Source organism: Enterococcus sp. DIV1283b, from assembly GCF_051710965.1.
Taxonomy (GTDB): Bacteria; Bacillota; Bacilli; order Lactobacillales; family Enterococcaceae; genus Enterococcus_B; species Enterococcus_B lactis.
On sequence record NZ_JBIOLR010000002.1, the window covers coordinates 65,415 to 86,583 of the forward strand.

A 21,169-nucleotide genomic window follows, 5' to 3' on the forward strand; every position below is an offset into this window, starting at 1 on the left:
TAATTATAATAGCTAATTTAGTTGGGAAAATAAAAGTCAGACATTTTTGTCTGATTTTTTTAATTTTAGGAAGTTCCCCTTTGCAAAAACGAATGTATGTTTGTGTAATTGTGATGGAATGGGGGAGATTGTTGTGCTTGATTACTCAAATGAACCGGTAAATGATTACTTTTTGATCGATATAAAAAGTTTTTATGCGAGCGTTGAATGTGTTGAAAGAAATTTAAATCCATTAACAACGGCTTTAGTTGTGATGAGTCGAGCAGATAATACAGGGTCAGGACTTACTTTAGCCGCTTCACCAACTGCCAAAAGTAAATATGGAATCACGAATGTCAGTAGACCTCGTGATCTACCTTATCCTTTGCCTAAAGAATTACACATTGTATCACCAAGGATGAACTTATATATCAAAAAAAATATGGAAGTAAATAGTATTTTTCGGCAATACGTCGCAGATGAAGACTTATTGATTTATTCCATCGATGAGTCGATTCTAAAGGTAACAAAATCGCTGAACTTATTCACGACACCTGGTACAAGAAGTGAGAGACGAAAACAGCTCGCAAGACAGATACAGTTACACGTTTACCGTCAAACAGGTTTGATCGCGACCGTCGGTATTGGTGATAATCCTGTTTTAGCTCAATTAGCCTTAGATAATGAAGCCAAGCATAATAAGGGATTTATAGCGGAATGGACGTATCAAAATTTGCCAGAAAAAATTTGGGCGATTAAAGAAATGACGGACTTTTGGGGTATCGGATCACGCATGAAAAAAAGATTGAACCACATGGGGATTCTGAGTATTAAAGATTTAGCCAATTGGGACCCATACGCGCTCAAGAGACAAATAGGGGTTATTGGGCTACAGCTCTATTTTCATGCGAATGGGATTGATCGAACGGATATCGCAGAACCACCAGAACCAACGAAAGAGAAATCTTATGGCAATTCTCAGGTGCTACCGAAGGATTATACGAGGAAAGAAGAAGTAGAGATCGTGGTAAAAGAAATGGCGGAACAAGTGGCTGCACGTATTCGACAGCATAACTGTAAAACAGGATGTGTCCATTTAAACATTGGTACATCGATCTTAGAAACGAGACCAGGGTTCTCACACCAGATGAAAATCCCTATCACAGACAATACAAAGGAATTGCAGAATTATTGTCTTTTCTTGTTTGATAAGTATTATGAAGGACAAGAAGTAAGGCACGTTGGAATAACCTATAGCAAGCTTGTGTACACCGATTCGCTTCAGCTGGATTTATTTAGTGATCCACAAAAGCAAATTGACGAAGAAAATTTAGATAAAATTATTGACAAGGTTCGGCAAAAATATGGTTTTACGTCGATTGTACATGCTTCTTCGATGTTAGAAGGCGCTAGAAGCATTACTAGAAGCACACTTGTTGGTGGACATGCTGGCGGAAATGGAGAGCTTAATAATGATTGATTACAACGATCGAGGACGTTTGAAATGGGCAGGGTTCTATTTATCAGATCACACGGAAGAAATTGATGCGGACAATGAACAGCGAGCCAATCAAAACTTAGCAAAAGAACAAATGGTGACTGAAGAGATTACGGAAGTATTGAACGCTGCTGTCCTTAAAAGGAAAACTGTTTGTATTCAAAAAGAAGAACAAGATTCTGAAGGCTACTATCCGGATGATATTATAGGTGAAATTATAGGGCATGATGAATTAGGAATATTTGTTGGTGATCATAAAGTTCACTATGATGAAGTACGCTATGCTGAAATCCAAGATCTCGATAAGTGGAGTCAATTATGAATATTATTCAACATTATGAGATAGCAAGGCACTGATTAAAACCTTCGCAGAACGTTGGCATGTTTCTAGGACAACTATTTACCGTTACCTTAATAAAATAGAAGAAAAAAGGAAACTCCTAAGTAAAAATTTGGTATTTACTTATTTTACGATTGATCATATCCTAATCCAAAGTGAATCATCAATCCAACTTCTTCATTCCATGCTCAAATCCTCCCTCAAAATCCACGCTTCACAATACAAAAAAGGCTAGCAAATGATAGCCACTTTTTGTAAAGTTTCGCTTGTTTCATCTTCGGTAAAATTGTTGCTTTTTAAAGATTAGGTAGAGCTATTTTTTTTTAGATAACTTAAATTTTACATATGGAAGAGTAATAAGATAATAAAAAATTAGTCCGTATATTCCTTGATAAAGAAAATCGCGATTAATAATATATTCGATAGCTATTCCTAATAAACTAGAAAGTAAGCCTAATAAAATTACACTAAGATAAGGATGTTTGATTACAAAATGCTTAACTAATACTATGAGTTTATTCATAACGTTTTATACCTAGTTGCCACTACTCTTCCTGCTCCGTCATATCCACGTTGATAGTAAAAACCAATCCAGCCATTTTTGTTTTTATCCCATAAATTTGCTACAGATTGACCTGGTTTAGATCCATATTTTGTCCAACTAGCACCATTTAATAGACCTTGTAATGCCCATGTTGGTATACCACCAAATATCCCTGCAACTGCTCCAATACCAGAATATAGAGCAGCATTGATAGCGTTCGCAGCTACTCCTTTAGAAACGGCAACATTTGTATATTGCCATCCGCCCCATCGAGCTACGGCAGCTCTAGCTTTGCTTTCCATTTTTGTTACAACAATACCTTCGTCCGTTTTTTCGATAATAACTGTAGGATCATTTATTTCTACAAGTGTAGAGTTAGTTGAATCTTCCTCCACTAATTCACTTGCGAATACTACTCCACTAGGAATAACAGTAGCTCCTAAAGTTAAAATAGAAGTGGATAATAAAAATGTTTTGAATAACTGTTTTTTCATCAAAATCACCTCGAACATAAAATATATTTAAAAAAACATTTTCTCAGTGAATTATAAAATATTTTTATTCAAAATGACGATTAACTTCATAAAATACTTTTTTGGATTCATAATCGTCAAAAAACAAATAAATAATTGTTATTTTTAGAGATAGTAGACATAATGTACACTAACCCAAATAGCACCTCTATCGAAGGATACAGGCGCTGATTTTGTGAATTTATATTGGTCTAGGTAAAACGTTATTTTTAAGGAGCAGAGATTAAATTCCATTCCACGTTGCCAGTATAAGAACCCACTTGAATATTTTGTGTTTCCGGAATAACCAGTTTTGCCTCTCCTAATCCATAGTCATAGACGGCATTTTTATTAGTTTGACTATTACTTTCCATGATTGGAATTGGGGCAGAAGTACTAATTTTTACATCAGGTATGCCATTTACGCCATCTTGATTCACAACCAAATCCTTAGATGGATCGTAAGGCGCAGAACCTGTACTAATATTTTGATTCGTTGCGCCACCAGGATTATAGGTTTGAATATACGTGTCTTTTAATTGTGGATTGTCCCACGTTAATTGTGCTGTCACGGACCAGGATTTATTAGTACGTGTACGATCTTTTATTCCAATATTAAATGTTTCTGTTTTTAGCAACGGAATTTCCTGATTTCCAGAATTATTTATAGGTGTAGCTGCTGTTGTAAAACGTGTTGGAATATAGGCAAAATCAAGATTAGCACTAGTCGTCAAAACCGTATTATCTACCGAAGTACTATATTTAGAACTGATCCATTGTGCCGTATAAGTAGTATTAAATAAATCTTTGATTGTTTGAGCATTTTCTAATGATGTTCCACTAACTGTCCATTGTGTAAATGCATAGTCTGTACGATTTGGGATATTTTCGTTCATAAAATTAGATAATTCATTTTTAAATGTATTGTCTTGAATTCGTGGATCCGATGGACGAATAGCAGGAGATCCTAAAAAGCTAAGTGAACTTGCTTTATTATTGAAAGTTCCTCCATTTCCTTTTAGTGTAGGACCATATGGATCTATCCAAGCATCAACATAATCATAATTCAATAATCTTTCATCATTGGTTAATAGAAAAAGTGAGTAATGTTGAGTACTATAAAACATCCCAGAAATATCTGCGCTACTATTTATATTCCAATTTGATAAATCTAATTCGTGTAATGAAAAACAATCACTAAATAAATCGTTAAAATAAGCTACTTTAGAAACATTCCATTTAGAAACATCAACATTTTCTAGACTACTACAATTAAGAAATGTACCATTTAAATTATTTACAGAATCTAAGGTAAATTGTCCAGATATAGATTGTAATTGACTACAATTATAAAAAGTACTTGCAAGACTAGTCACTTTAGGAAGTTTATTTGTTCCAAAAGCTACATTTTCCAAGGTATAACAACCATAAAAAGTTCTATTCATACTATTTACATTATCTAGATTAAGCTGAGACATATCAATTTGTTTCAACTTAACACAATTAGAAAATGTTGAAACTAAACTAGTAAGTTTTGGTAATGTATTATTACCGAAAGAAATAGAAGATAGATTAGTACAATTATAAAATGCGTTAAGCATACTAGTAATATTATCCATATTTAAACCAGAAAAATCAATACTATTAATTTGGTTATTATTTTGAAAAACAGCACTCATGTCTGGATAATTAATAATAACCTGTCTATTATTTTTTGCTTGAAATGCAAGATTTGTCATATTAGTAGGCAATTTAATTGATTGAATACTATAAATAATAACTTGCTTATTATTAAGTTCTCCAGGAATAGTTATTTCACTGCTAGTACCAATATATTTGTTAAGAGTAATAGTATCTGCAGCTTCTGTATATTGCCAATCACTTAGGTTAAAATTAGCTGATTGATTATTTTTAGTATTATCTTTGTTTTCATCTGTCATTTTTTGTACAGTAATGGTGTCTGTTTTAGAATTTTGAGTTGATTGTTCTGTTTCTGATTTTTTTGTCGAAGAGTCTGCATTAATTAAAGAATCAATCGTAGAATTTTCTTCGGATGAAGTGGAAGATACTGTTTGATTTTCTATACTACTATCATATGTAGATAACAATTCTTCTGCTTGGTTATTTTCTGTATGAAAAGATAAAAGATTAAGAATTGTTATTGTACTTAATCCAACTAACATATATTTCCTTTTCAACATAAAATATTCTCCTTTTTATAATTGATTATTTATTATTATATATAAAGATAATTTCTAAAATCAATAATAGAAATAAAATGATTGAATAAATATTTAAAACCAGATAGTTTTTCTTCTCTAAAAAATATAAAGCCTTTTTTGTAAAGTTTTGCTTGTTTTATTTTTGATGGAATGGATGCTTTGCAACGATTAGGTAAAGCTAACTTTTTTCGTTGTTCAAAGATTCTTACGCCATTGACTATTAAAATCGCAGGTATCCCAAAATAAAGGAAGAATTGATTAGTAGGCAATACAAAATATAAAATAATGCCCTCAATAATAGCTAAAATTATAGAAAATTTTGTTAATTTCATAAAATATTCCTCCTAGTTTAAATTTTTTATTATTTTATAACATAATTGGGGTTAGAACTATAATTACAGGTAGTTGTATTCCAGAAATGAGCAATATAATGCCTTTCCTGCTTATAACGGTTGGAATAAATACATTTACAGACATCAGTGAAATAAAAAATCAAATCAACAATATAAATGTAAAGCTATGTAAAGTTAAAATTTCTTTTATTTATTCAATAAGGTAGATAAGATAATTTTGTAATTTTTACGCAAAATATTTTTAGGAGTGAAACAATTATGAAGCATGCTAAATTTATTACTGTTGGATTAGCAACAATTACTTTATTATCTGCTACAATTCCTGTGGGAACAACAATTATACAAGCAGATGAAATTAAAAATGTTTCTGTAGAAAGTGATCAATTTAAAGGTTTGAGCGATAATGAATTGAGAGATTTAGGTTTTTCAGAAGCTGATATTATAAACTATCATGACAATTTAAATAATCCTGTTTATATTCAAGAAGGAATGGTTATAAATAGTAAAGAACAACATAAAGAAAGAGGAAAATTTACTTGGGCAGTAAAGGCTATTAGAAAGGGATATAATAAATTACCTAAATCAGTTAAAAGATATATTGCGGCACATACAGGGCTAGATACTCTTTTAAGTTTTATAGAGAATGCGACTGGTACAATTCAAGATGCTGTATATAATGCATGTAGAAAAGTTGGCATGAGTAAAAATGTAGCAAATATTGTAACTGCAGCTATTATGACGTTAGTATTTTAATAAAAAATCCGATTAGTTTTAACTAATCGGATTTTTTATTAAGTTCATGTAGAATTAGATAAAAACCATAAAGGGTAAAACTAATCCATGATACAAGAAAAGCTATTAAAAAAACATTTTTTTTAGTGATATAGAAAAGGATATAAAATAAAAGTATAACAAAAGCAATAATCCAATAGAACCATTTTTTTTCAGCTATCTTTTTCAAATAATCTCTTCTTTCTTTTTTTCTTTTTATTAATAAAGTAAATAATAGGAATAACAAGTCCTAAAGGAGCTAAAGTTATACTTATAAATATTAAAGTAATACAAAATAAAAATTGATCTTCTTTATCATAGTTTAAATCTTGGTTTAAATTATCTACTTGAGTTTGTATTTGATATATTTTTTGTTCGCATTCTAATAGTTGATCATGATGTACAGATAACCTATTTCTTAATGATTCATTGTCTTTTAATAAGTCTTCTATAGACGTTTGATAAATTCTAGATAAAGCTATTAAATTATCTAAAGAAGGATAAGAATGATCGTTTTCCCAACTAGATATAGATTGACGACTGACATGTAATTTATGTGCAAGCTCAATTTGAGATAAATTTGCTTTTTTTCTATGATATTTTAAAGTACTTCCTACAGTCATTAGTTAATCCTTTTATCAAATAATAGTATTCTAATATTATACAATGATGATATCTGATTTTTAATTATATTTCTTCAATGATTATTTTAAGTTCATAATCGTTTAAATTAAATTCTAAATAGTTATATTAAGAGATAGTAGACATAATGTACAGTATGCCCAGTAGCCCTTCTACCAGTGGATAGAGCAGCTAACTTTGTGATTTTTAATTGGTTTAGTTAAAAAGACTTTCTAAAGCTTAATTTTATACGATTTGTTTCTTTCATTTCTTTGTGTATTTTTATCTGTCACTTTTTAAAGATTTGTTCTTTTTTTGAGCATTTGATCTGCTTTTTTGTACTTTCTCATTTTGCAATATTTTTTATTATTGATGAATAGGATAATATCATTTTGAACTGCTCGTTAGAGCAGTCTTGTTTTGCTTGTCCGATTCTTTTACAAAAAATGCCTCATTAGGACTATTGTAGTAATTTAGATTTATTTTTAATTCACCTTTTTTATTTCCTTGATTGATAACAGACAATAGCATAGGACTAAATCCTAGTATACCTAAAATAATTGAACCAATAAGAAGTTGTGATTTTTTCATCATAAATACTCTCCCTTGCTGTTATCGTGGGATTAAGAACATTGAAAAGATAAGTTTAGCAAGTAATGTTCCAAATATAAATGCTAAAATAATAAACAAAATCTTTCTAAATCTGATCCAACTTAATCTGTTCATTCCTTTTTCCTCCATTGTTATTGACAAAATATTCTTACGATGTAATGCCTACTTTTTTGATAGGTGGTCTAATATTATTATACACGTTGAAAAATATACACTAGTAGAAAAAACTGCTCTAAACAGAGCAGTTTTTGGGAGATAGTGTACTTCCTACTAAATATAACAAACTATGCTTGCTTGAAATTTGGAGTAAATTAAGAATATCAAAAGCTTATAAATAAAACAATATTTTTGACGGGAGATATAAATAAAAAAAGTGTTATTTTTATTATGTTTTCTGATATTGAATACTTGTAAATGTTCATTTAGATAGAAAAATGTCCAATATTATTCACAATATTACTCATATAAATGGAAGAATAGTCCTTCTCTTTCTATTTAAAAAAACAAAAAATATAAAATAAGCTCTCTATCTAGAAATACCATTGATATGATATTATCTATTTATCAAAACATTATTTTTTTCTCACGTAATTATTCGGCTGGCTAGAGTTTATAGCAAAATGTTCCTCTATTGTTGATGCAATAGGGGAATTTTTTTCAGAAAGCTGTTGCTTGAATTGATCCGTAATCATTTTCAACTCTTGATTTACATGATTGTTCGATAAAAAATACACGTACTTCAATTTAGGTATTTCTACGTAATCTTTCACAACATTTCGATCACAAAGAATAATTGAATTTCTTAAATAGTTAGGAATCGATTCCAACGTATAATACATCGTATCATCGACTTCAAATTCTTCTTCATAAATATGACGCATCAAATTTTCTCGATAAAGAATATGCGTGGCTTCATCATGAGCTATTACGAGAATCAGCTGCTTGTGTTTTGGCTTTTCCATTAACGTCGGACAAACTTGTAGACAAAAGAGATCCAAAGGACGTTCCATTAAAGGAAACGCTTGAGGATAGTAGTGTTTTTGCCATTCCAAGATCACCTGACGTAATCGTGTTTTGAGTAATTGTTGTTCGCGTGTTAAATACACGTGCTTTTTCAGTAAAAATGATTGCGCATTCCAAATTAAGGACAAACTAAAGCTGGATACTGCATATTCAAATTCAAATTTTCCCTTCAAAGGTAACTTAAATTTTTGTTCAAATAATAAAATCAGCTGTTCTATTTCTGGTAATACTGTACGAATCCATTCTTGTTCTTTTGTATAAAAAAGTTGACTGATTTGATATTTACAGGTATTTAATGGCATCAAAGCCAATAATAGAGTCAAAAATACCCCTTCCTCTATTGGAATTTCTTTCTTAGGAAAGGCTTTTTGGAATAACTCCCAAACTGGTTGGAAATAAGGATGTTTTTTCGCTGTTAAAAAGAGTGATTCTACATGAAGTTTATAACCAGCTGCCATCCTTACGATCGATAAATAGATACCTTTCATCAATAAATCATGATCGACTTCCATAAATTCATTGGCCAATTCTTTTTGAAATAGATCTACCAAATCTTGACACTGATTCCATAAGTTTGGATCAACATACTCATCTAATAAATCACAACGCATCCACACTGCCAAAACAAAGTAACGAAAATTCAGTTCATGAACTGTCTTGGTTTCTTTATCTTGGATAACAGACATTTCATCCAAAAGCTTTTCTACTCTTTTTTTCAACTTGAATATAGTCGATACGGAAAGAAATTCATGGTATTCTAATTCTGTATAATTAGTTTGGTTCAAACTATATCGTGCACAAATACGTAAAAATTTAGATTCACTATACATTCTTCGCAATAAATCATAATTGCTTTTCTCTTTTTCTAATTTGAAATACGACACATACCCATGATAATTAACTAGTTGCATTTTTCCTTCCAATGTCACATTGATATTTTCCATATCATTAAAGATTGTTTGATTGGAGACTGAAAAATGTTTCGCTAAATCAGATACTCGAAGCTTATCATTATCTAACAAATATTCTACAAATTTTATTTGCCGTAAAATATCCTTCTCTATATATTGTTCAATCATTAGAAACTCCCCTTTTATATAAAAGTTCCCCCACATATCAACCATACCAATTTCGATAGAGAAAAGGAAATATAAGAGATTCTTTCCTTGGCGAGTTTTGAAGAGAGGATATATGCTACAAATGAGCAGTAGAGAATTGAAAAGATAGTGGCTGATTTTTTGAAAAAATTGTGATTTCTATATTTTATAGATTTATTTAATAAAAAGTAATTTTTTGTTATCGATTGCTTTCTTTGTTTATTTTTCTTATGATTTATCTGTAATAAATAAAAAAGGAGTGTTTTTTATGGCAAACATTGATAAAAAAGAAGAGAAAGTTGTCGAAAAAATTGTAAAAACGATTGAAAAATTAGATGAAGAATTAACAAAAATTGACAATATTGATGAAGATAAAAAACATGAGTTTAAAAAATGGATTGAAGAGAAAAAAGCTATTCATGAAATCAAACGTTTGCTGCATGAAGTAGATAAATATGATAAATACGACGAAAAAGAAATGGAAAAAATCGAAAAATTTTTTGATGATATGTAAGTATTTTTGAAACATTTCTTTTCTTTATTTTAGTGATAATAATATATATCGTTATTTCTAACCCTTTTCAATATTTTCTCAGACTTCTGTTCTATTATGGGCAGAAGTGTCATTTTTCTAGATAAATGGCATAAATTTTCAGCGCTAAGTGACAAAAGCAACTAATTTTTCATGATAGATTTTTAAATATCTCAATCTATCTCCAAAATTAGTTGCTTTTGTAGCTATAGTTGACTATGAATATGACAAATAATTAGAAAAAAACTGTGCCAATTAAATATAAAAATGACAGGCTACTTTTCCTACTGTACATTATGTCACCTAATCCTTAATATAACATAGTTATCTATTTAGAAATAACTATACCTTTATAACAAAAATGTAAGTTTTTTTGATAGCAGAACATATTGACAAACCTATACCTTTCATTATATGACTTTTACAAAGAAAACGTTTTCTGTTTGTTTTTCTATAACAGGAGGAAGTTCTATGAAAAATTTACTTTAGGGGTAGCTTTGTTAACTATCGGGTCAATTGTTTTACCGTCAACTACTATAGTTTATGCTTCAGAAGATTCCCAAGTGGTATCATTAAACGAAAACAATACCACTGAAAATGTAGTTATTGAGTATACTGAAGATGGTATGGTCGTAACTAAATATGAGGATGGTTATAGTGCGAAAGATTTTGCAAATTCTTCAGATATCATGACAAGAGCTGTAGTTGCAAGATGGGGCAAAAAGGAATATACAAATATTGCTGTAACCACTGGAGTAGCTGCTAATGCTATTAATGCTGCCTTTTGGGCAGGAGGAAAAGCTAGTACTGCTATGTTTGGTATTCCAGGTTGGGCAATTGGGGGCTTGTTAACAGGTGCAAGTTGGACTAAAAAAGGTGCTTCTCCAGGAAATGCAGTTGCAAAAGTATGGGACAAAAATGGTAATGGCTGGATTGGATTTTATTACCAAAGAGGATATAATGCAGCTGGAAGAGTTGTAGCTACTAGATATTCAACGTTATAAGTTAAGGAGTGATGTTTTTGATACCTAAATCATTAAAATCATTTACTAAAAAGAATCCGCAAATAGCTACTATTCGTATTTTTATATTTGCTATAGCTGTTGCTATAATTGTTAATATGCTAAGCGGAGGGCAATTATACAAATCTGGTTTATTTTTAGTGTTAATCTTAGTTGTCTTAGACATAATAAAGTCTAAAAAAAAATAAATTGATATATAAAGTTTAAAATTATTTGTATTCTATATAGTTGTCACTTTTCTTTTTAAATGGCAATATTTTTTGTAAATAAATGTCAAGCAAGAAAATTTAAACGATTATGACATTAAAAATATATTTTATGAATTTTCTAGTATATAACTTGATTTATCTGTTATGATTTATTTAGAGAGCGTTTTCTGAATTTTGATTTCGTGGTGATAGACAATGAAAAATAAGTTTATTTTATCTTTAGGTATTTTAACTATTGGAATTAGTGTAACTGGAACTACAATTCCTACATTTGCTGATAGTGCAAATGAACCAACTACTGTAGTAGATAATAACCAAGAATTAACTCCTTTAGATAGGGACGGAATAGCCATTGGTAGCCCAACTAACGACTTAACTGTTACTGAAAATTATTTAATAGTTTCTCCATTACTTGCTCGAGCAGCTTCTAAAACAATACGAGTGACAGGAACGATGATTTTTGATAAAGTTGGTTGGCCTTCTAGACCTCCTCAATCACGGAATTGGAAAGAAAAAAGAAATGGTTATTGGTACTATGGAAAATTGTATTTACAAAGTTATAAATCAGCTGGAAACAATTGGATTGCGACTTATTCAGGAACATTAACTAGAAAGTAGTGATTTTTTATGCCAGAATTTGTGAACACACCAAATTTTTATCAAGATAGCGATATTCTAAGTAAAATTAATTTACCGAAAGAAGAATCAGTTTTACAAGTTCAGCGAACTTTACAGGAGACGCAAAAAATTCAAAAATCAATTTCTAATCTAGAAGATTCTGAAGAAAAAAGAAAAAAAAGAGACCAAAAAACATATCAAAAAGAAAAATAATGATTTTATAAAAAGAGTGTCTAGTCGACATTCTTTTTTCTAATTGAAAGTGTTCATAAAATCGAAGATTTCAAGAATTTTATAGTCATTGATGTAAATTGGGACAAAAAAGATATAGAAAAAATTTTGAATTATTTTTGTAGCTAATTATTTATTAAGGTAATCTCAGATGAGTTAAAATTGTTCTTAAGAAATACTTGAATTGTTTTTTTGTGTTTGCTAACATAATTATACACTTCTTGAAACTTACAATCATGTCATTTGAAAGCTTTTATCTATTTTTCAGATAAAAGCTTTCTGTTATAAGTTGAAGGGAAAATACGCGTTAAATACATATATAGAGGTACTGCTAATCTTACAGATAGCAGAAATCAAGTAAATTTCAGGTGAAAGAGATATGCAAATAAAAGAAGGAATGAAAATATCTACTGTTGATGTAAATGGGAGCTACTGTACAGGAAAAGTAGTTAGTTTTGAGAAAAATACATTTGTTATTGAGCACAAAACAAATTATGGGAATGAGCGATATCTTATTTCGAAAAATGAGTTCCGAAAAAAAGGATATACATTTCCTAAGTATGATAGAAAAGAAGATTTCAATAATCATAATATTTTGTAGACTGATCTGATATTGAATATTTAAAATTGTTTTGATATAATAAAAAACAACGATATTGTATCGTTGTTGCTAATCCTTACCTTTCAATAGTTTTTTTAGTCTTCTGTTCTAGATAGAACAGAAGTTTTTTGTATTTTGAAAACCACCTACATAGCAGGTGGTTCCGGAAAGTTTCCAACGAGGTATAAAAAAAGTCCTCTAAACTGATAAGATGAAGTAGGTGTTTTTTTATTTTCACTCGGATTATCAATAGGGAACTTTTTTACATAATTTCATATCTAAGAAAAAGGAGAAACAATGATTTGAAAAGAGAGTTTGAAATAAAAAATCGAGAAAGCTATTTAGCAAAAGATCCAAAACTCAATGAATTAGTGACAATTGTCGAAGGAGGAAAAGATAGAAAAACTGTAGCTATTGCAAAACAGGCCTTTGATTATTTCTATTATAAAAATTGTGAAAGTTTTAAGGAGCTAAAAATTTTTTGTTTACCTTACAAACTAAATAAAACTAAAAAATACAATAAAAATAGCGCCGTTAATTTTTTAACTCCTTCTGGTGCGAAATCAATCGTTTATGGGGATTATGTGGTTAAGATTACTGAAGATATTTTTATTATTGTAAATGAAGAAGTATTTCACCAATTATTTTCTATTGAGTGGAATTTAATTGATTAGTGGTGATAATATTTTAAGTCTATTTATCAGCTGTTTTGTGAGTGAGTGGATATGCTATAATTGAGAGGTAGAAAAGTAAAACGATGGTGGCTAATCTCTTAATAAAGGGGTGATGCCTATGGTTCATAGCTTTATCCCTAGAAGGGAGTAAGCAAGTGTCAACTTTTGAAGCAATTCAACTGATGATCGCTTTTGCGACGTTAGTTTTGCTGATTATTGACCATAAAGACCAAAAAAAGTAACCATCTCCTAACTTTGGCGAGTTAAGATGGTTACAATATACACTTAATGAAGCCACCGTCTTTTTAACGGTTCTACAGGAGCTATGTTTTCGCATAGCTCCTTTTTCTTATCTTAAGTATAACAAAGTAAAGTGAGCGTTGCAAATATATCAAAGTAATCTTTTTTACTATTTGTATATTATACTATTAGTAGTAAAATATACAAATAGTATTTATTTATTTTCTTTTTTCTTATTGCGTGCCTCATAATTTTTCATATACATATCAAACATCAACCGCTGTTCTGGAGACATAGAAGTTTCTAGCTTATCTAATAAACTAGAAACTAAATCATCCTGTGTTTCGTAGTCTAATGTATTTTGTAATGCATTCACTAGATTAACGTTATATTTTTGAATCCTAATTGTTCCGTATATTCTATATGTCTCTGCTAGGTTCTTTAGGATAATCAAAGATAGTGGTTTGATTTCCTAACATAGCAATTAGAACATATGTTTCTTTCGGGTGTCAATAATTTTTGATTTCGACTATAGACAATAGTATTCAATTTACTCTAACATTTTTAAAAGTATAACTTATTCTTTATATATTATTGATATATATAGTATAAGTTATGCTTTTTTAATTAAGGTATAACTTATACTATATAAAAATACTGTAATATCAGTGTTTTTACTTAACAGAATAATACGATATATAAAGTATAAAATAAATGTTGAATAAATTTAAAATATAAGTTATACTTTAAATATACATTAATAGAAAGTAGGGAATAGTATGACTGCAACCACTTATACGGTAGGAAATTTTAAAGGCGGAGTTGGAAAAACCAAAATTGTAACTATGTTAGCTTATGACAATGCAGTAATAAATGAAAAAAAGACGCTAGTAATAGATATTGATCCACAAGCAAATGCGTCTCAAATATTAGCTAAAACTGTTGACTTAGAACATATCGATAAAACAATTGTTGATGGAATTAACAATGGAGATCTTTCAACATGTATCACGCCAATAATGGAGAATTTAGATTTAATTGCTTGTGATACAAGTTTTCGTTCATTTTCAAATTTTGTGATTAATAACTATCAAGATGAAAAGGACCAAATAATGGTACTTGAGAATTTGCTGCGCCCTCTTAAAGAAAAATACGATTCTATTTTTATAGATGTACCGCCAACTATTAGTGCATTTTCTGATAATGCAATGGCAGCCTCGGATTACAGTATTATTGCTTTTCAGACTCAAGAAGAATCATTAGATGGAATCAGTAAATATATTGGCTATCAGAAATTTATGATTAATAACTATGATATAGATTTAGAAGTAATCTCTATAATTGCCTGTATGTTAGAACCTGATGATGACCTAGATAAAGATGTTTTAAGTGAAGCAATAAGCTTGTATGGCCCAGCAGTTTCGAAAAATATTGTGAACTTCCAAAAAAGATTAAAAAGATATTCAAGAGAAGGTATTTCATTAAAAAAATATAGAAACGGAAATTATGATCAATGGGACTATCGTGCTCATGAGACATTTATAAAAATATTGTCAGAATTAGAAATTCGTCGACAAGCTTTTGAACAATAATCCTGGAGGTATAGATCTTATGACTAAAAGAAAAGAATTCGAAATAACAAATGAATTCAATACAGAATATGAAGGACTATTAAATCCTGGTGGGAAAAAGAAGAAGAAAAAAGTTTCTATAAGTGGAGAAAATGAGTTCGGACAATCTGCATTCACTAGCCAGAAAAAACTCGTTTTACCAAAAGGAAAAAAAAGAGGACGACCAGTTGAAATTACCGATGAAAGATTTAAAGTTACTAAACCAAAAAAGATCTCACCTGCTCTAGAATCAAAATTAAATGTGTTACAAGACTATGTTGTAGAACTGCAATCAGTTAGTGGACGAATTACCTTTGAAAAATTAATAGATACTTTGGCAGAAGCTTATATTACCCAAAAACTTGGAATGGCAAAAGAAGAACATTTAAGAGAAGAAATAAAAGAGGCTTTTGATAAATTGAAATAATTTTTTTAAAATTATCTATTATTTAAAGTATAAGTTTAATATAAAAAAAAGATATAAAAGTATAACTTATACTTTTATATCTTTTTAAATATTGATAATATGCTATATTAAATAAGGATTTTTGAAGAACAAATTTGTAAAAATACTATATAATAAGGTATAAGTTATACTTTATTGTTTTATAAAGTATAACTTATACCAACAATATATTGGAATAAGTTATACCTAAAATAAAGAAAATCTTGTGAAAAATTTTGGCTTTTGCTATATTTAAAATCAAGAATAACTTCATTTGAAATTTATAAATACAAGAAAAATTTTTCGTTTTTTAGCTTATTTACAAATCTTTCAAGAAAAGGTACTCTAACTATAGAGATTAAAAATTACATAAAAAAAAGAGACGGAAATAATTGACTTTGGTCGGATCAATTATTTCTGAATCACATGAAACAGCCTCATGTGTTCGCGCTCGTCTCAATAAATAAATTAAGCGGTCTACCAAACCACTTAGTTGTTTTACAAATGTGCGTTAATTATAGCACATTTAGAGCGAGCAGTTCAATAGATAGAGCTATAGTTTTCTAGGTTTTTTACAGAAATTTAAGCCGAATATTGAAAGAGAACACAGAACAATTTTTAGAATTGGCATGTGTTCTCTTTTTCAATATAATTCGGAGGAAATTGTAGGATGGAAAATTTAGATCAATGCTATGCAGCTTTGTTGAAACAAGGCATTCGTACATACAAATATCGAAACAGCACCATGAAGCCTGTTGGGTATGAGAATACTAACAGGAATGGTGCGATCTTTGCGTACCGTAGTAAACAATTGATGAATGCAGGACGTGGGATGGTTATTACGTCGGAAGAAGCAATTTTAGAAAATGAATCTAAATTGACCCATTGGACACCGAATGTCTATTGCTATGGAACATATGCAGACGAAAATCGTTCAGTGGTCAAAGGACACTCAGAAAAGAATTTAAGCCAAATCAATACTTTTGTGGTAGATATCGATTCTAAAGAAAATCACCAGGGAGAAATTTTCTTAGCTTGTATGGATGAATTAGGATATATGCCAACAATGATTGTAGAATCAGATCATGGTTATCAAGTTTATTTTGTGCTAAAAACACCTGCCTATGTGACGAAAAAGAGTAACTTTAAAGTGATTGAAGTGGCAAAACGTATTTCTATAACGATTCGCACACAATTAGCTAACCAGTTACCAGGTATTGATATAGGTTGTAACCATTTTGGAATTGCTCGATTCCCAAACAGACAAAATATCGTGTTTTGTGAATTAGAAAATCAATATTCTTTCTCTGACTGGTTGAATTGGTCAATGAAAATGGCGTCTAACCAAAAATCTGAAGCAGAAAGAAACGCTAAATTGATTGTTTTTCCTGAGAAAAAAGAGTATCGACAGGTCGATGAACCTTGGTTTGATTTATTGTTACGTAAAGCAAACATTATTGGAGGAGAAGGTCGTTTAGGACGGAATAACGTGATTTTTACTCTTTCTTTAGCCTATTATTCTTCTAGTTATGGACAAGAAACTTGTGAATATAACATGTTTGAGTTTAACGAACGCTTAAACGAACCATTGTCTGAAGGTGAAGTGCGAAAGATTGTCAAAAGTGCATATTCTGGCAATTATCAAGCAGCCAATCGTGATTTTGTTTTGGAATTATGTCAGGAATGGGTAGCTTCAGATATTCAAGAAAACGAGTTATTTATCCAACGTCGTGGTTGGTGGAAGTTTAAGAAACCACGTGAGCAACGAGAATATAGTCATAAACATGAATGGCAAGAAGATATCATGTGCTATTTGAGCGAAAAAAGTGATCTTCGTATGCCTTATTTGAAACTGTCTAAAAAAGAATTAGCGGAACAATTAAATATGCCCTTAAGAAGTTTGGATCGTGCATTAAGCGCCTTAAAACAAGAACACAAAGTGTTCTACCATGTCAAAAAAGGACGTGGTGGCGGCCTTTTACTTGCTTCTGTACGTGTGTTAGTCGCAAGCTTGATTCAAGCAAAGAAAGAGGAAAAAGAAACTTTTATTCAAAGGATTACTGCGCAGTTTAAGCTAACAATCGATGAATGGAAACGAACCATTCAAACGCTGTTACCTGAGAAAGAAACCCAAGAAATCAGTCTATTTGAAGTCGATACAGGTTGAAAAAATAAAAGACGTCAATTGCCTTTTACATTATATCTTTGATACTCCTTGATTTTTTCGTAGTCTTTTTATCTGCTATTTCTCTTTATTTAGTTTGCTAGTTCTGTGCTATTATTACGTATGTAATGATGTGTAGTTATCTGAAGGAGGGGTTTTTATGTCTATGAAGTTGTATGTGTATTCTCATGCGGTAAATGTTTATATTTTGCGGTATTTAGGTATGCCTGTAGAACAATTTTGTGAACTTTATGGTTTTAATCAGGGAACTGTGGCTAGTTGGGTAACGAGGGATCGGGCAGTTGAGACGTTGCCTGCGTCGTTTATTTATGCGTTGTCTTTAGCTTCTAGTCGTAATATGGGAGAAATTTATGAGGAATTGTTGAAGTTACAAGATGAATATTATCGTTATCGTGAGTGTGTGGGGTTTAAAAGAGGAAAGAAAATAAAAAAAAGATTAGACTAATTTATTATAATTTTATATATTACAATTTTTACAATAGGATTTGTTGTTTTATCTATATTTATTATTAATAAATAATTAGTTTAATTCATAATTATTGGTTTTGGGATCATAATCGTTAATCTTTAAAGTTTTTCGAACTATTGTTCCCTTTTAAAATTTCTGTTATTCTGTTGTTGTAAAGATTTTTACAATAATTCGGTTTATCTCTATCTGTTAAAGTATTTTAATAAGATAATAGACATAAATTTATTATACATTTTTGTTTTTTTAACTTGTTGGATTTTCAGGTGGAAATAAATATATGATGTTAGATGAATAGACCAATTGTTTAAATTCATTCATGAATGAATAATAATCTTAGGAGTAAAGGAGGAGAGAAGTCTACTGTTATCAGCTTTTTTATAGACAAAACAACAAAATTAGTAAATTTATTGCAGATTATCCATGAATATGCTATTTTATTTTTAGATATTCTAAAATTAAAATGAATTTAAAAGTGAATACACTTTTTTTGTTATGATGCGTTGCTGTGCAATGTAGAGCCAAACAAAAAAAGGAGTGGTTTAGAAATCTCGCTTAGAAAGACTCCTACCCCTTTCTAAGGTCATTGATTTCTACCCCGACCGTTAAGAAGACTAACGGTGCTGCTCCTTTTTGCCGCAGGGTTTCCTGCAACATGAACAATAATATCATAAATTTGTGTTAATGAACAATCATGTATTTTATACTTGTATTAGTTTTATTGCCATTTTATGGAGTAGTGTATCTAGTTTTATGAGATATAGTGCGTATATTATTTTTCTGTTATAAGGAAAATTCTGTGACATAAAGAGAGAGACTGTTATTACTTCTTTTGAGGTAGTAGCTAGTTTCTCTCTTTTTTTGTTTGGTTCTTCATTGTTCAACAACAAGTTGAACAATCATAGTTTAACACTTTTAAAGGAGTTTAAGCAATGTTTGAAAGATTTTGTACAGTAGAAGATCTGAAGCGTCAAGCAATTACGATCAAGCTTTATAACAACAGTGTATGGGCTAATTTAGGAGACGGACGGTTTATTAATCGTCAAACGAAGCAAATCCGACCAATTTCTTTGCTTTACCGTTCTACTCGAACTGTTGTGGGTGTGAATCATCAAGTGATTGCGAAGCGTAAAAAGAAACGATAAGGACTCTTGTTTTTGGAGAAACCCTACAAGACAAAACACATGTAAGAACGAAAAGATTTTTCTTGTTTGCAAGTAAATCTCTTTACTTGTGAACACTTTTGATCCTTGACAACTGAATAAAAAGAACACAGTTAAGGGTGTAAGAAAACCGTCTGTTTTCTAAATGAGGAGGTGGAAAAGATTTAGAAGGAGATACGAATGTTTTCTTACCAGTCGTAGATATTCTCGCTGTCTAATCTACGGTCGTGTTTTGAAGGACAGTACCTGAAGGCGTAGTGCCCCTTTGGGATGATTGTGTGAGGGCAAATTGCGAAGAAATAAGTAGAGCAGGTAAGGGTTACTTTGGTAACTATTTGTTAGCAGAAGGATTTCTGATACTTGGTACATTTCGAGTGATTTGTGGTTCACAGGTTGAGCATTTACCTAACATGCCAGGTTATCGTTTTACCTAACAACGAACACTAACTTTTATTTAAATTACTTTACGATTTACTTGTAAACAAGAGGAATTTTTTATCAGGAGGCATCTAAAATGACAGAAATTCAACGATTGATTTGTTTTTTAGAATCTGGAAAACGCAAGGAAATTTCGATGGCTGAATATGTTTCTCTTCAACAAAGAAGAAAGAAATGGTCAGAAAGACGTTATCGTCAGTTATTGGCAGAATTATCGAGAAGTCAGGCGATTCCTCCAAACTATGTTACTCAAAATGGGCAGGTTGTCCGAATACTAAGATTAAGAACTGCTTAGGTTTAAAAAAGTAGAGAGGACACCTGAATATGGGAACAAAGAAAAAAAATTAAGATTGCGGTCACTGAGGAAACCAATCAAAAATTCCAACGGATCATAAGTGAAGATCAAAAGAAAATGAATTAAGAGAAGGAGTAAATGCCTATGGTAAAAATTATGGGGAAAGATACTGGACATGTGTATCATTTTTACCAAAGTAAAACAGAAATAAAGCGATTGAAGAAGATGCCAAAACAATCAGTGAAGAAACGTTAGAACCAATCGGCATGGAAGAAGCCACAAAAGAAATTTTTAGTATTATTGATGAACAAAAAGCTTGTGTATTAAGTATTGACCCTGCACTTGTTTAAGGAGATATGACGATATGAAAATAAATACAAGGAGTCCAATTTCTCTAACTACATTTCGGTTGAAGAAAGAGTATCAGAAGGAATTCATTGGATCTGAAATTCCAAGTTTTGTACAAGAAAGAATCGAATATTTTGCAGAGTATCTTTCAAAAGGGCTGACTTACTCGGATTTGTATTTGTTAGTTATAGCTGAACCAGACGAAGAAGAATTGGCAATGATGTTTGAAGAAATTTTTGCTAGTGCCTATCTTGAAATGAGTTCTGAATTCATGAAATGGTATCGAGATCCAAAGGATTGGAGACAACGACAAGTTGATTTAGTAAATGCAGTTACCCATATATATCAACAAAAAACAAGGAAGGCACGAATGATTGTATAAATTATGATAGAAAAATCCATGAAGATGGAAAAATGAATTTTTCTGTTTTTGTGACGTATAGCAAATTTATACTCATTTTCATTCTTTTCTTTACATGTAGTATCTTACAAGGGAGTTTCCCTCGTAAGTATTGTACGA

At 30.5% G+C, this 21,169-nt stretch carries 23 protein-coding genes and 1 pseudogene; 18 read left to right on the forward strand and 6 right to left on the reverse strand.

Translation table 11 applies throughout. The annotated features are described in order from the left end of the window. Positions 1-133: 133 nt before the first annotated feature. The 3 genes and pseudogenes from IGJ53_RS14555 to IGJ53_RS14565 form a co-directional block, all read left to right on the forward strand. Positions 134-1,459 carry a Y-family DNA polymerase gene (locus IGJ53_RS14555; protein WP_438750581.1) on the forward strand — a complete coding sequence of 442 codons (1,326 nt, stop codon included), beginning with the start codon at positions 134-136 and terminating at the stop codon, positions 1,457-1,459. Further along, positions 1,452-1,799 carry a hypothetical protein gene (locus IGJ53_RS14560; RefSeq protein WP_438750583.1) on the forward strand — a complete coding sequence of 116 codons (348 nt, stop codon included), beginning with the start codon at positions 1,452-1,454 and terminating at the stop codon, positions 1,797-1,799. The genes IGJ53_RS14555 and IGJ53_RS14560 overlap by 8 nt, the downstream gene beginning before the upstream one ends. A 19-nt stretch (positions 1,800-1,818) precedes the next feature. Next, a pseudogene (locus IGJ53_RS14565) lies at positions 1,819-1,908 on the forward strand (helix-turn-helix domain-containing protein); the annotation flags it as partial. A 428-nt stretch (positions 1,909-2,336) separates the two neighbouring features. Here IGJ53_RS14565 and IGJ53_RS14570 read toward each other — a convergent pair. The 3 genes from IGJ53_RS14570 to IGJ53_RS14580 all read right to left on the reverse strand — a co-directional run bounded on the left by IGJ53_RS14570 (position 2,337) and on the right by IGJ53_RS14580 (position 5,427). Continuing rightward, positions 2,337-2,855, reverse strand: a complete 519-nt coding sequence (locus tag IGJ53_RS14570) for a hypothetical protein (RefSeq protein WP_201065554.1) — start codon at positions 2,853-2,855, stop codon at positions 2,337-2,339. Between the two features lie 248 nt (positions 2,856-3,103). Next, positions 3,104-5,074, reverse strand: coding sequence for a BspA family leucine-rich repeat surface protein (locus IGJ53_RS14575; RefSeq protein WP_438750585.1), 1,971 nt, complete (start codon positions 5,072-5,074; stop codon positions 3,104-3,106). Positions 5,075-5,109: 35 nt separating this feature from the next. Further along, the gene (locus IGJ53_RS14580) at positions 5,110-5,427 is read right to left on the reverse strand and encodes a hypothetical protein (protein WP_201065540.1); all 318 of its coding nucleotides are present in this window, start codon (positions 5,425-5,427) and stop codon (positions 5,110-5,112) included. Between the two features lie 279 nt (positions 5,428-5,706). On the opposite strand from IGJ53_RS14580, the gene IGJ53_RS14585 reads away from it, so the two are divergent. After that, a complete protein-coding gene (locus IGJ53_RS14585; protein WP_201065535.1) occupies positions 5,707-6,201 on the forward strand; it encodes a hypothetical protein in 495 nt (164 codons plus the stop codon). A 191-nt stretch (positions 6,202-6,392) separates the two neighbouring features. Here IGJ53_RS14585 and IGJ53_RS14590 read toward each other — a convergent pair whose 3' ends face one another. The 3 genes from IGJ53_RS14590 to IGJ53_RS14600 all read right to left on the reverse strand — a co-directional run bounded on the left by IGJ53_RS14590 (position 6,393) and on the right by IGJ53_RS14600 (position 9,554). Beyond that, complete coding sequence (locus IGJ53_RS14590; protein ID WP_201065538.1) at positions 6,393-6,842, reverse strand: helix-turn-helix transcriptional regulator; 450 nt, start codon at positions 6,840-6,842, stop codon at positions 6,393-6,395. Positions 6,843-7,227: 385 nt separating this feature from the next. Then, positions 7,228-7,434 (reverse strand): hypothetical protein, encoded by a 207-nt coding sequence (locus tag IGJ53_RS14595; RefSeq protein ID WP_425268222.1) that lies wholly within the window; start codon positions 7,432-7,434, stop codon positions 7,228-7,230. Positions 7,435-8,024: 590 nt separating this feature from the next. Beyond that, positions 8,025-9,554: a helix-turn-helix domain-containing protein gene (locus IGJ53_RS14600; protein ID WP_438750588.1), complete on the reverse strand. Its 1,530-nt coding sequence runs from the start codon at positions 9,552-9,554 to the stop codon at positions 8,025-8,027. A gap of 286 nt (positions 9,555-9,840) precedes the next feature. Here IGJ53_RS14600 and IGJ53_RS14605 point away from each other — a divergent pair, with 286 nt between their 5' ends. The 14 genes from IGJ53_RS14605 (at position 9,841) to IGJ53_RS14670 (ending at position 21,031) form a co-directional block, all read left to right on the forward strand. Next, positions 9,841-10,086, forward strand: a complete 246-nt coding sequence (locus IGJ53_RS14605) for a hypothetical protein (RefSeq protein WP_201065494.1) — start codon at positions 9,841-9,843, stop codon at positions 10,084-10,086. Positions 10,087-10,547: 461 nt separating this feature from the next. Continuing rightward, a complete protein-coding gene (locus tag IGJ53_RS14610) occupies positions 10,548-11,108 on the forward strand; it encodes a hypothetical protein (protein WP_259742140.1) in 561 nt (186 codons plus the stop codon). A gap of 422 nt (positions 11,109-11,530) precedes the next feature. Further along, positions 11,531-11,953: a hypothetical protein gene (locus tag IGJ53_RS14615; protein ID WP_086324091.1), complete on the forward strand. Its 423-nt coding sequence runs from the start codon at positions 11,531-11,533 to the stop codon at positions 11,951-11,953. Between the two features lie 9 nt (positions 11,954-11,962). Beyond that, on the forward strand, positions 11,963-12,166 hold the full coding sequence (locus IGJ53_RS14620) for a hypothetical protein (protein WP_201065489.1): 204 nt from the start codon (positions 11,963-11,965) through the stop codon (positions 12,164-12,166). 397 nt (positions 12,167-12,563) lie between these two features. Then, on the forward strand, positions 12,564-12,785 hold the full coding sequence (locus IGJ53_RS14625) for a hypothetical protein (RefSeq protein WP_201065486.1): 222 nt from the start codon (positions 12,564-12,566) through the stop codon (positions 12,783-12,785). A gap of 302 nt (positions 12,786-13,087) precedes the next feature. Continuing rightward, positions 13,088-13,459, forward strand: a complete 372-nt coding sequence (locus tag IGJ53_RS14630) for a hypothetical protein (protein WP_201065484.1) — start codon at positions 13,088-13,090, stop codon at positions 13,457-13,459. Between the two features lie 155 nt (positions 13,460-13,614). Continuing rightward, positions 13,615-13,701 carry a putative holin-like toxin gene (locus IGJ53_RS14635; protein WP_219842351.1) on the forward strand — a complete coding sequence of 29 codons (87 nt, stop codon included), beginning with the start codon at positions 13,615-13,617 and terminating at the stop codon, positions 13,699-13,701. A gap of 777 nt (positions 13,702-14,478) precedes the next feature. Then, a complete protein-coding gene (locus tag IGJ53_RS14640; RefSeq protein ID WP_259742139.1) occupies positions 14,479-15,291 on the forward strand; it encodes a ParA family protein in 813 nt (270 codons plus the stop codon). 19 nt (positions 15,292-15,310) lie between these two features. Beyond that, complete coding sequence (locus tag IGJ53_RS14645; protein ID WP_201065480.1) at positions 15,311-15,736, forward strand: hypothetical protein; 426 nt, start codon at positions 15,311-15,313, stop codon at positions 15,734-15,736. A 688-nt stretch (positions 15,737-16,424) separates the two neighbouring features. Beyond that, positions 16,425-17,921 (forward strand): primase C-terminal domain-containing protein, encoded by a 1,497-nt coding sequence (locus IGJ53_RS14650; RefSeq protein WP_201065430.1) that lies wholly within the window; start codon positions 16,425-16,427, stop codon positions 17,919-17,921. Between the two features lie 157 nt (positions 17,922-18,078). Then, the gene (locus IGJ53_RS14655) at positions 18,079-18,384 is read left to right on the forward strand and encodes a type III secretion system protein PrgN (RefSeq protein WP_201065432.1); all 306 of its coding nucleotides are present in this window, start codon (positions 18,079-18,081) and stop codon (positions 18,382-18,384) included. Positions 18,385-19,337: 953 nt separating this feature from the next. Then, on the forward strand, positions 19,338-19,550 hold the full coding sequence (locus IGJ53_RS14660; protein WP_438750594.1) for a hypothetical protein: 213 nt from the start codon (positions 19,338-19,340) through the stop codon (positions 19,548-19,550). A 532-nt stretch (positions 19,551-20,082) separates the two neighbouring features. Beyond that, positions 20,083-20,301, forward strand: a complete 219-nt coding sequence (locus IGJ53_RS14665; protein WP_438750596.1) for a hypothetical protein — start codon at positions 20,083-20,085, stop codon at positions 20,299-20,301. 364 nt (positions 20,302-20,665) lie between these two features. Then, on the forward strand, positions 20,666-21,031 hold the full coding sequence (locus tag IGJ53_RS14670; RefSeq protein ID WP_259742325.1) for a hypothetical protein: 366 nt from the start codon (positions 20,666-20,668) through the stop codon (positions 21,029-21,031). Positions 21,032-21,169 lie beyond the last annotated feature (138 nt).

Coding starts and splice junctions, on each gene's coding strand:
- IGJ53_RS14560 (WP_438750583.1), top strand. CDS start 1,452: ATGATTGATTACAACGATCGAGGACGTTTGAAATGGGCAGGGTTCTAT.
- IGJ53_RS14570 (WP_201065554.1), bottom strand. CDS start 2,855: ATGAAAAAACAGTTATTCAAAACATTTTTATTATCCACTTCTATTTTA.
- IGJ53_RS14575 (WP_438750585.1), bottom strand. CDS start 5,074: ATGTTGAAAAGGAAATATATGTTAGTTGGATTAAGTACAATAACAATT.
- IGJ53_RS14580 (WP_201065540.1), bottom strand. CDS start 5,427: ATGAAATTAACAAAATTTTCTATAATTTTAGCTATTATTGAGGGCATT.
- IGJ53_RS14585 (WP_201065535.1), top strand. CDS start 5,707: ATGAAGCATGCTAAATTTATTACTGTTGGATTAGCAACAATTACTTTA.
- IGJ53_RS14590 (WP_201065538.1), bottom strand. CDS start 6,842: ATGACTGTAGGAAGTACTTTAAAATATCATAGAAAAAAAGCAAATTTA.
- IGJ53_RS14595 (WP_425268222.1), bottom strand. CDS start 7,434: ATGATGAAAAAATCACAACTTCTTATTGGTTCAATTATTTTAGGTATA.
- IGJ53_RS14600 (WP_438750588.1), bottom strand. CDS start 9,554: ATGATTGAACAATATATAGAGAAGGATATTTTACGGCAAATAAAATTT.
- IGJ53_RS14605 (WP_201065494.1), top strand. CDS start 9,841: ATGGCAAACATTGATAAAAAAGAAGAGAAAGTTGTCGAAAAAATTGTA.
- IGJ53_RS14615 (WP_086324091.1), top strand. CDS start 11,531: ATGAAAAATAAGTTTATTTTATCTTTAGGTATTTTAACTATTGGAATT.
- IGJ53_RS14620 (WP_201065489.1), top strand. CDS start 11,963: ATGCCAGAATTTGTGAACACACCAAATTTTTATCAAGATAGCGATATT.
- IGJ53_RS14625 (WP_201065486.1), top strand. CDS start 12,564: ATGCAAATAAAAGAAGGAATGAAAATATCTACTGTTGATGTAAATGGG.
- IGJ53_RS14640 (WP_259742139.1), top strand. CDS start 14,479: ATGACTGCAACCACTTATACGGTAGGAAATTTTAAAGGCGGAGTTGGA.
- IGJ53_RS14645 (WP_201065480.1), top strand. CDS start 15,311: ATGACTAAAAGAAAAGAATTCGAAATAACAAATGAATTCAATACAGAA.
- IGJ53_RS14650 (WP_201065430.1), top strand. CDS start 16,425: ATGGAAAATTTAGATCAATGCTATGCAGCTTTGTTGAAACAAGGCATT.
- IGJ53_RS14655 (WP_201065432.1), top strand. CDS start 18,079: ATGTCTATGAAGTTGTATGTGTATTCTCATGCGGTAAATGTTTATATT.
- IGJ53_RS14660 (WP_438750594.1), top strand. CDS start 19,338: ATGTTTGAAAGATTTTGTACAGTAGAAGATCTGAAGCGTCAAGCAATT.
- IGJ53_RS14665 (WP_438750596.1), top strand. CDS start 20,083: ATGACAGAAATTCAACGATTGATTTGTTTTTTAGAATCTGGAAAACGC.
- IGJ53_RS14670 (WP_259742325.1), top strand. CDS start 20,666: ATGAAAATAAATACAAGGAGTCCAATTTCTCTAACTACATTTCGGTTG.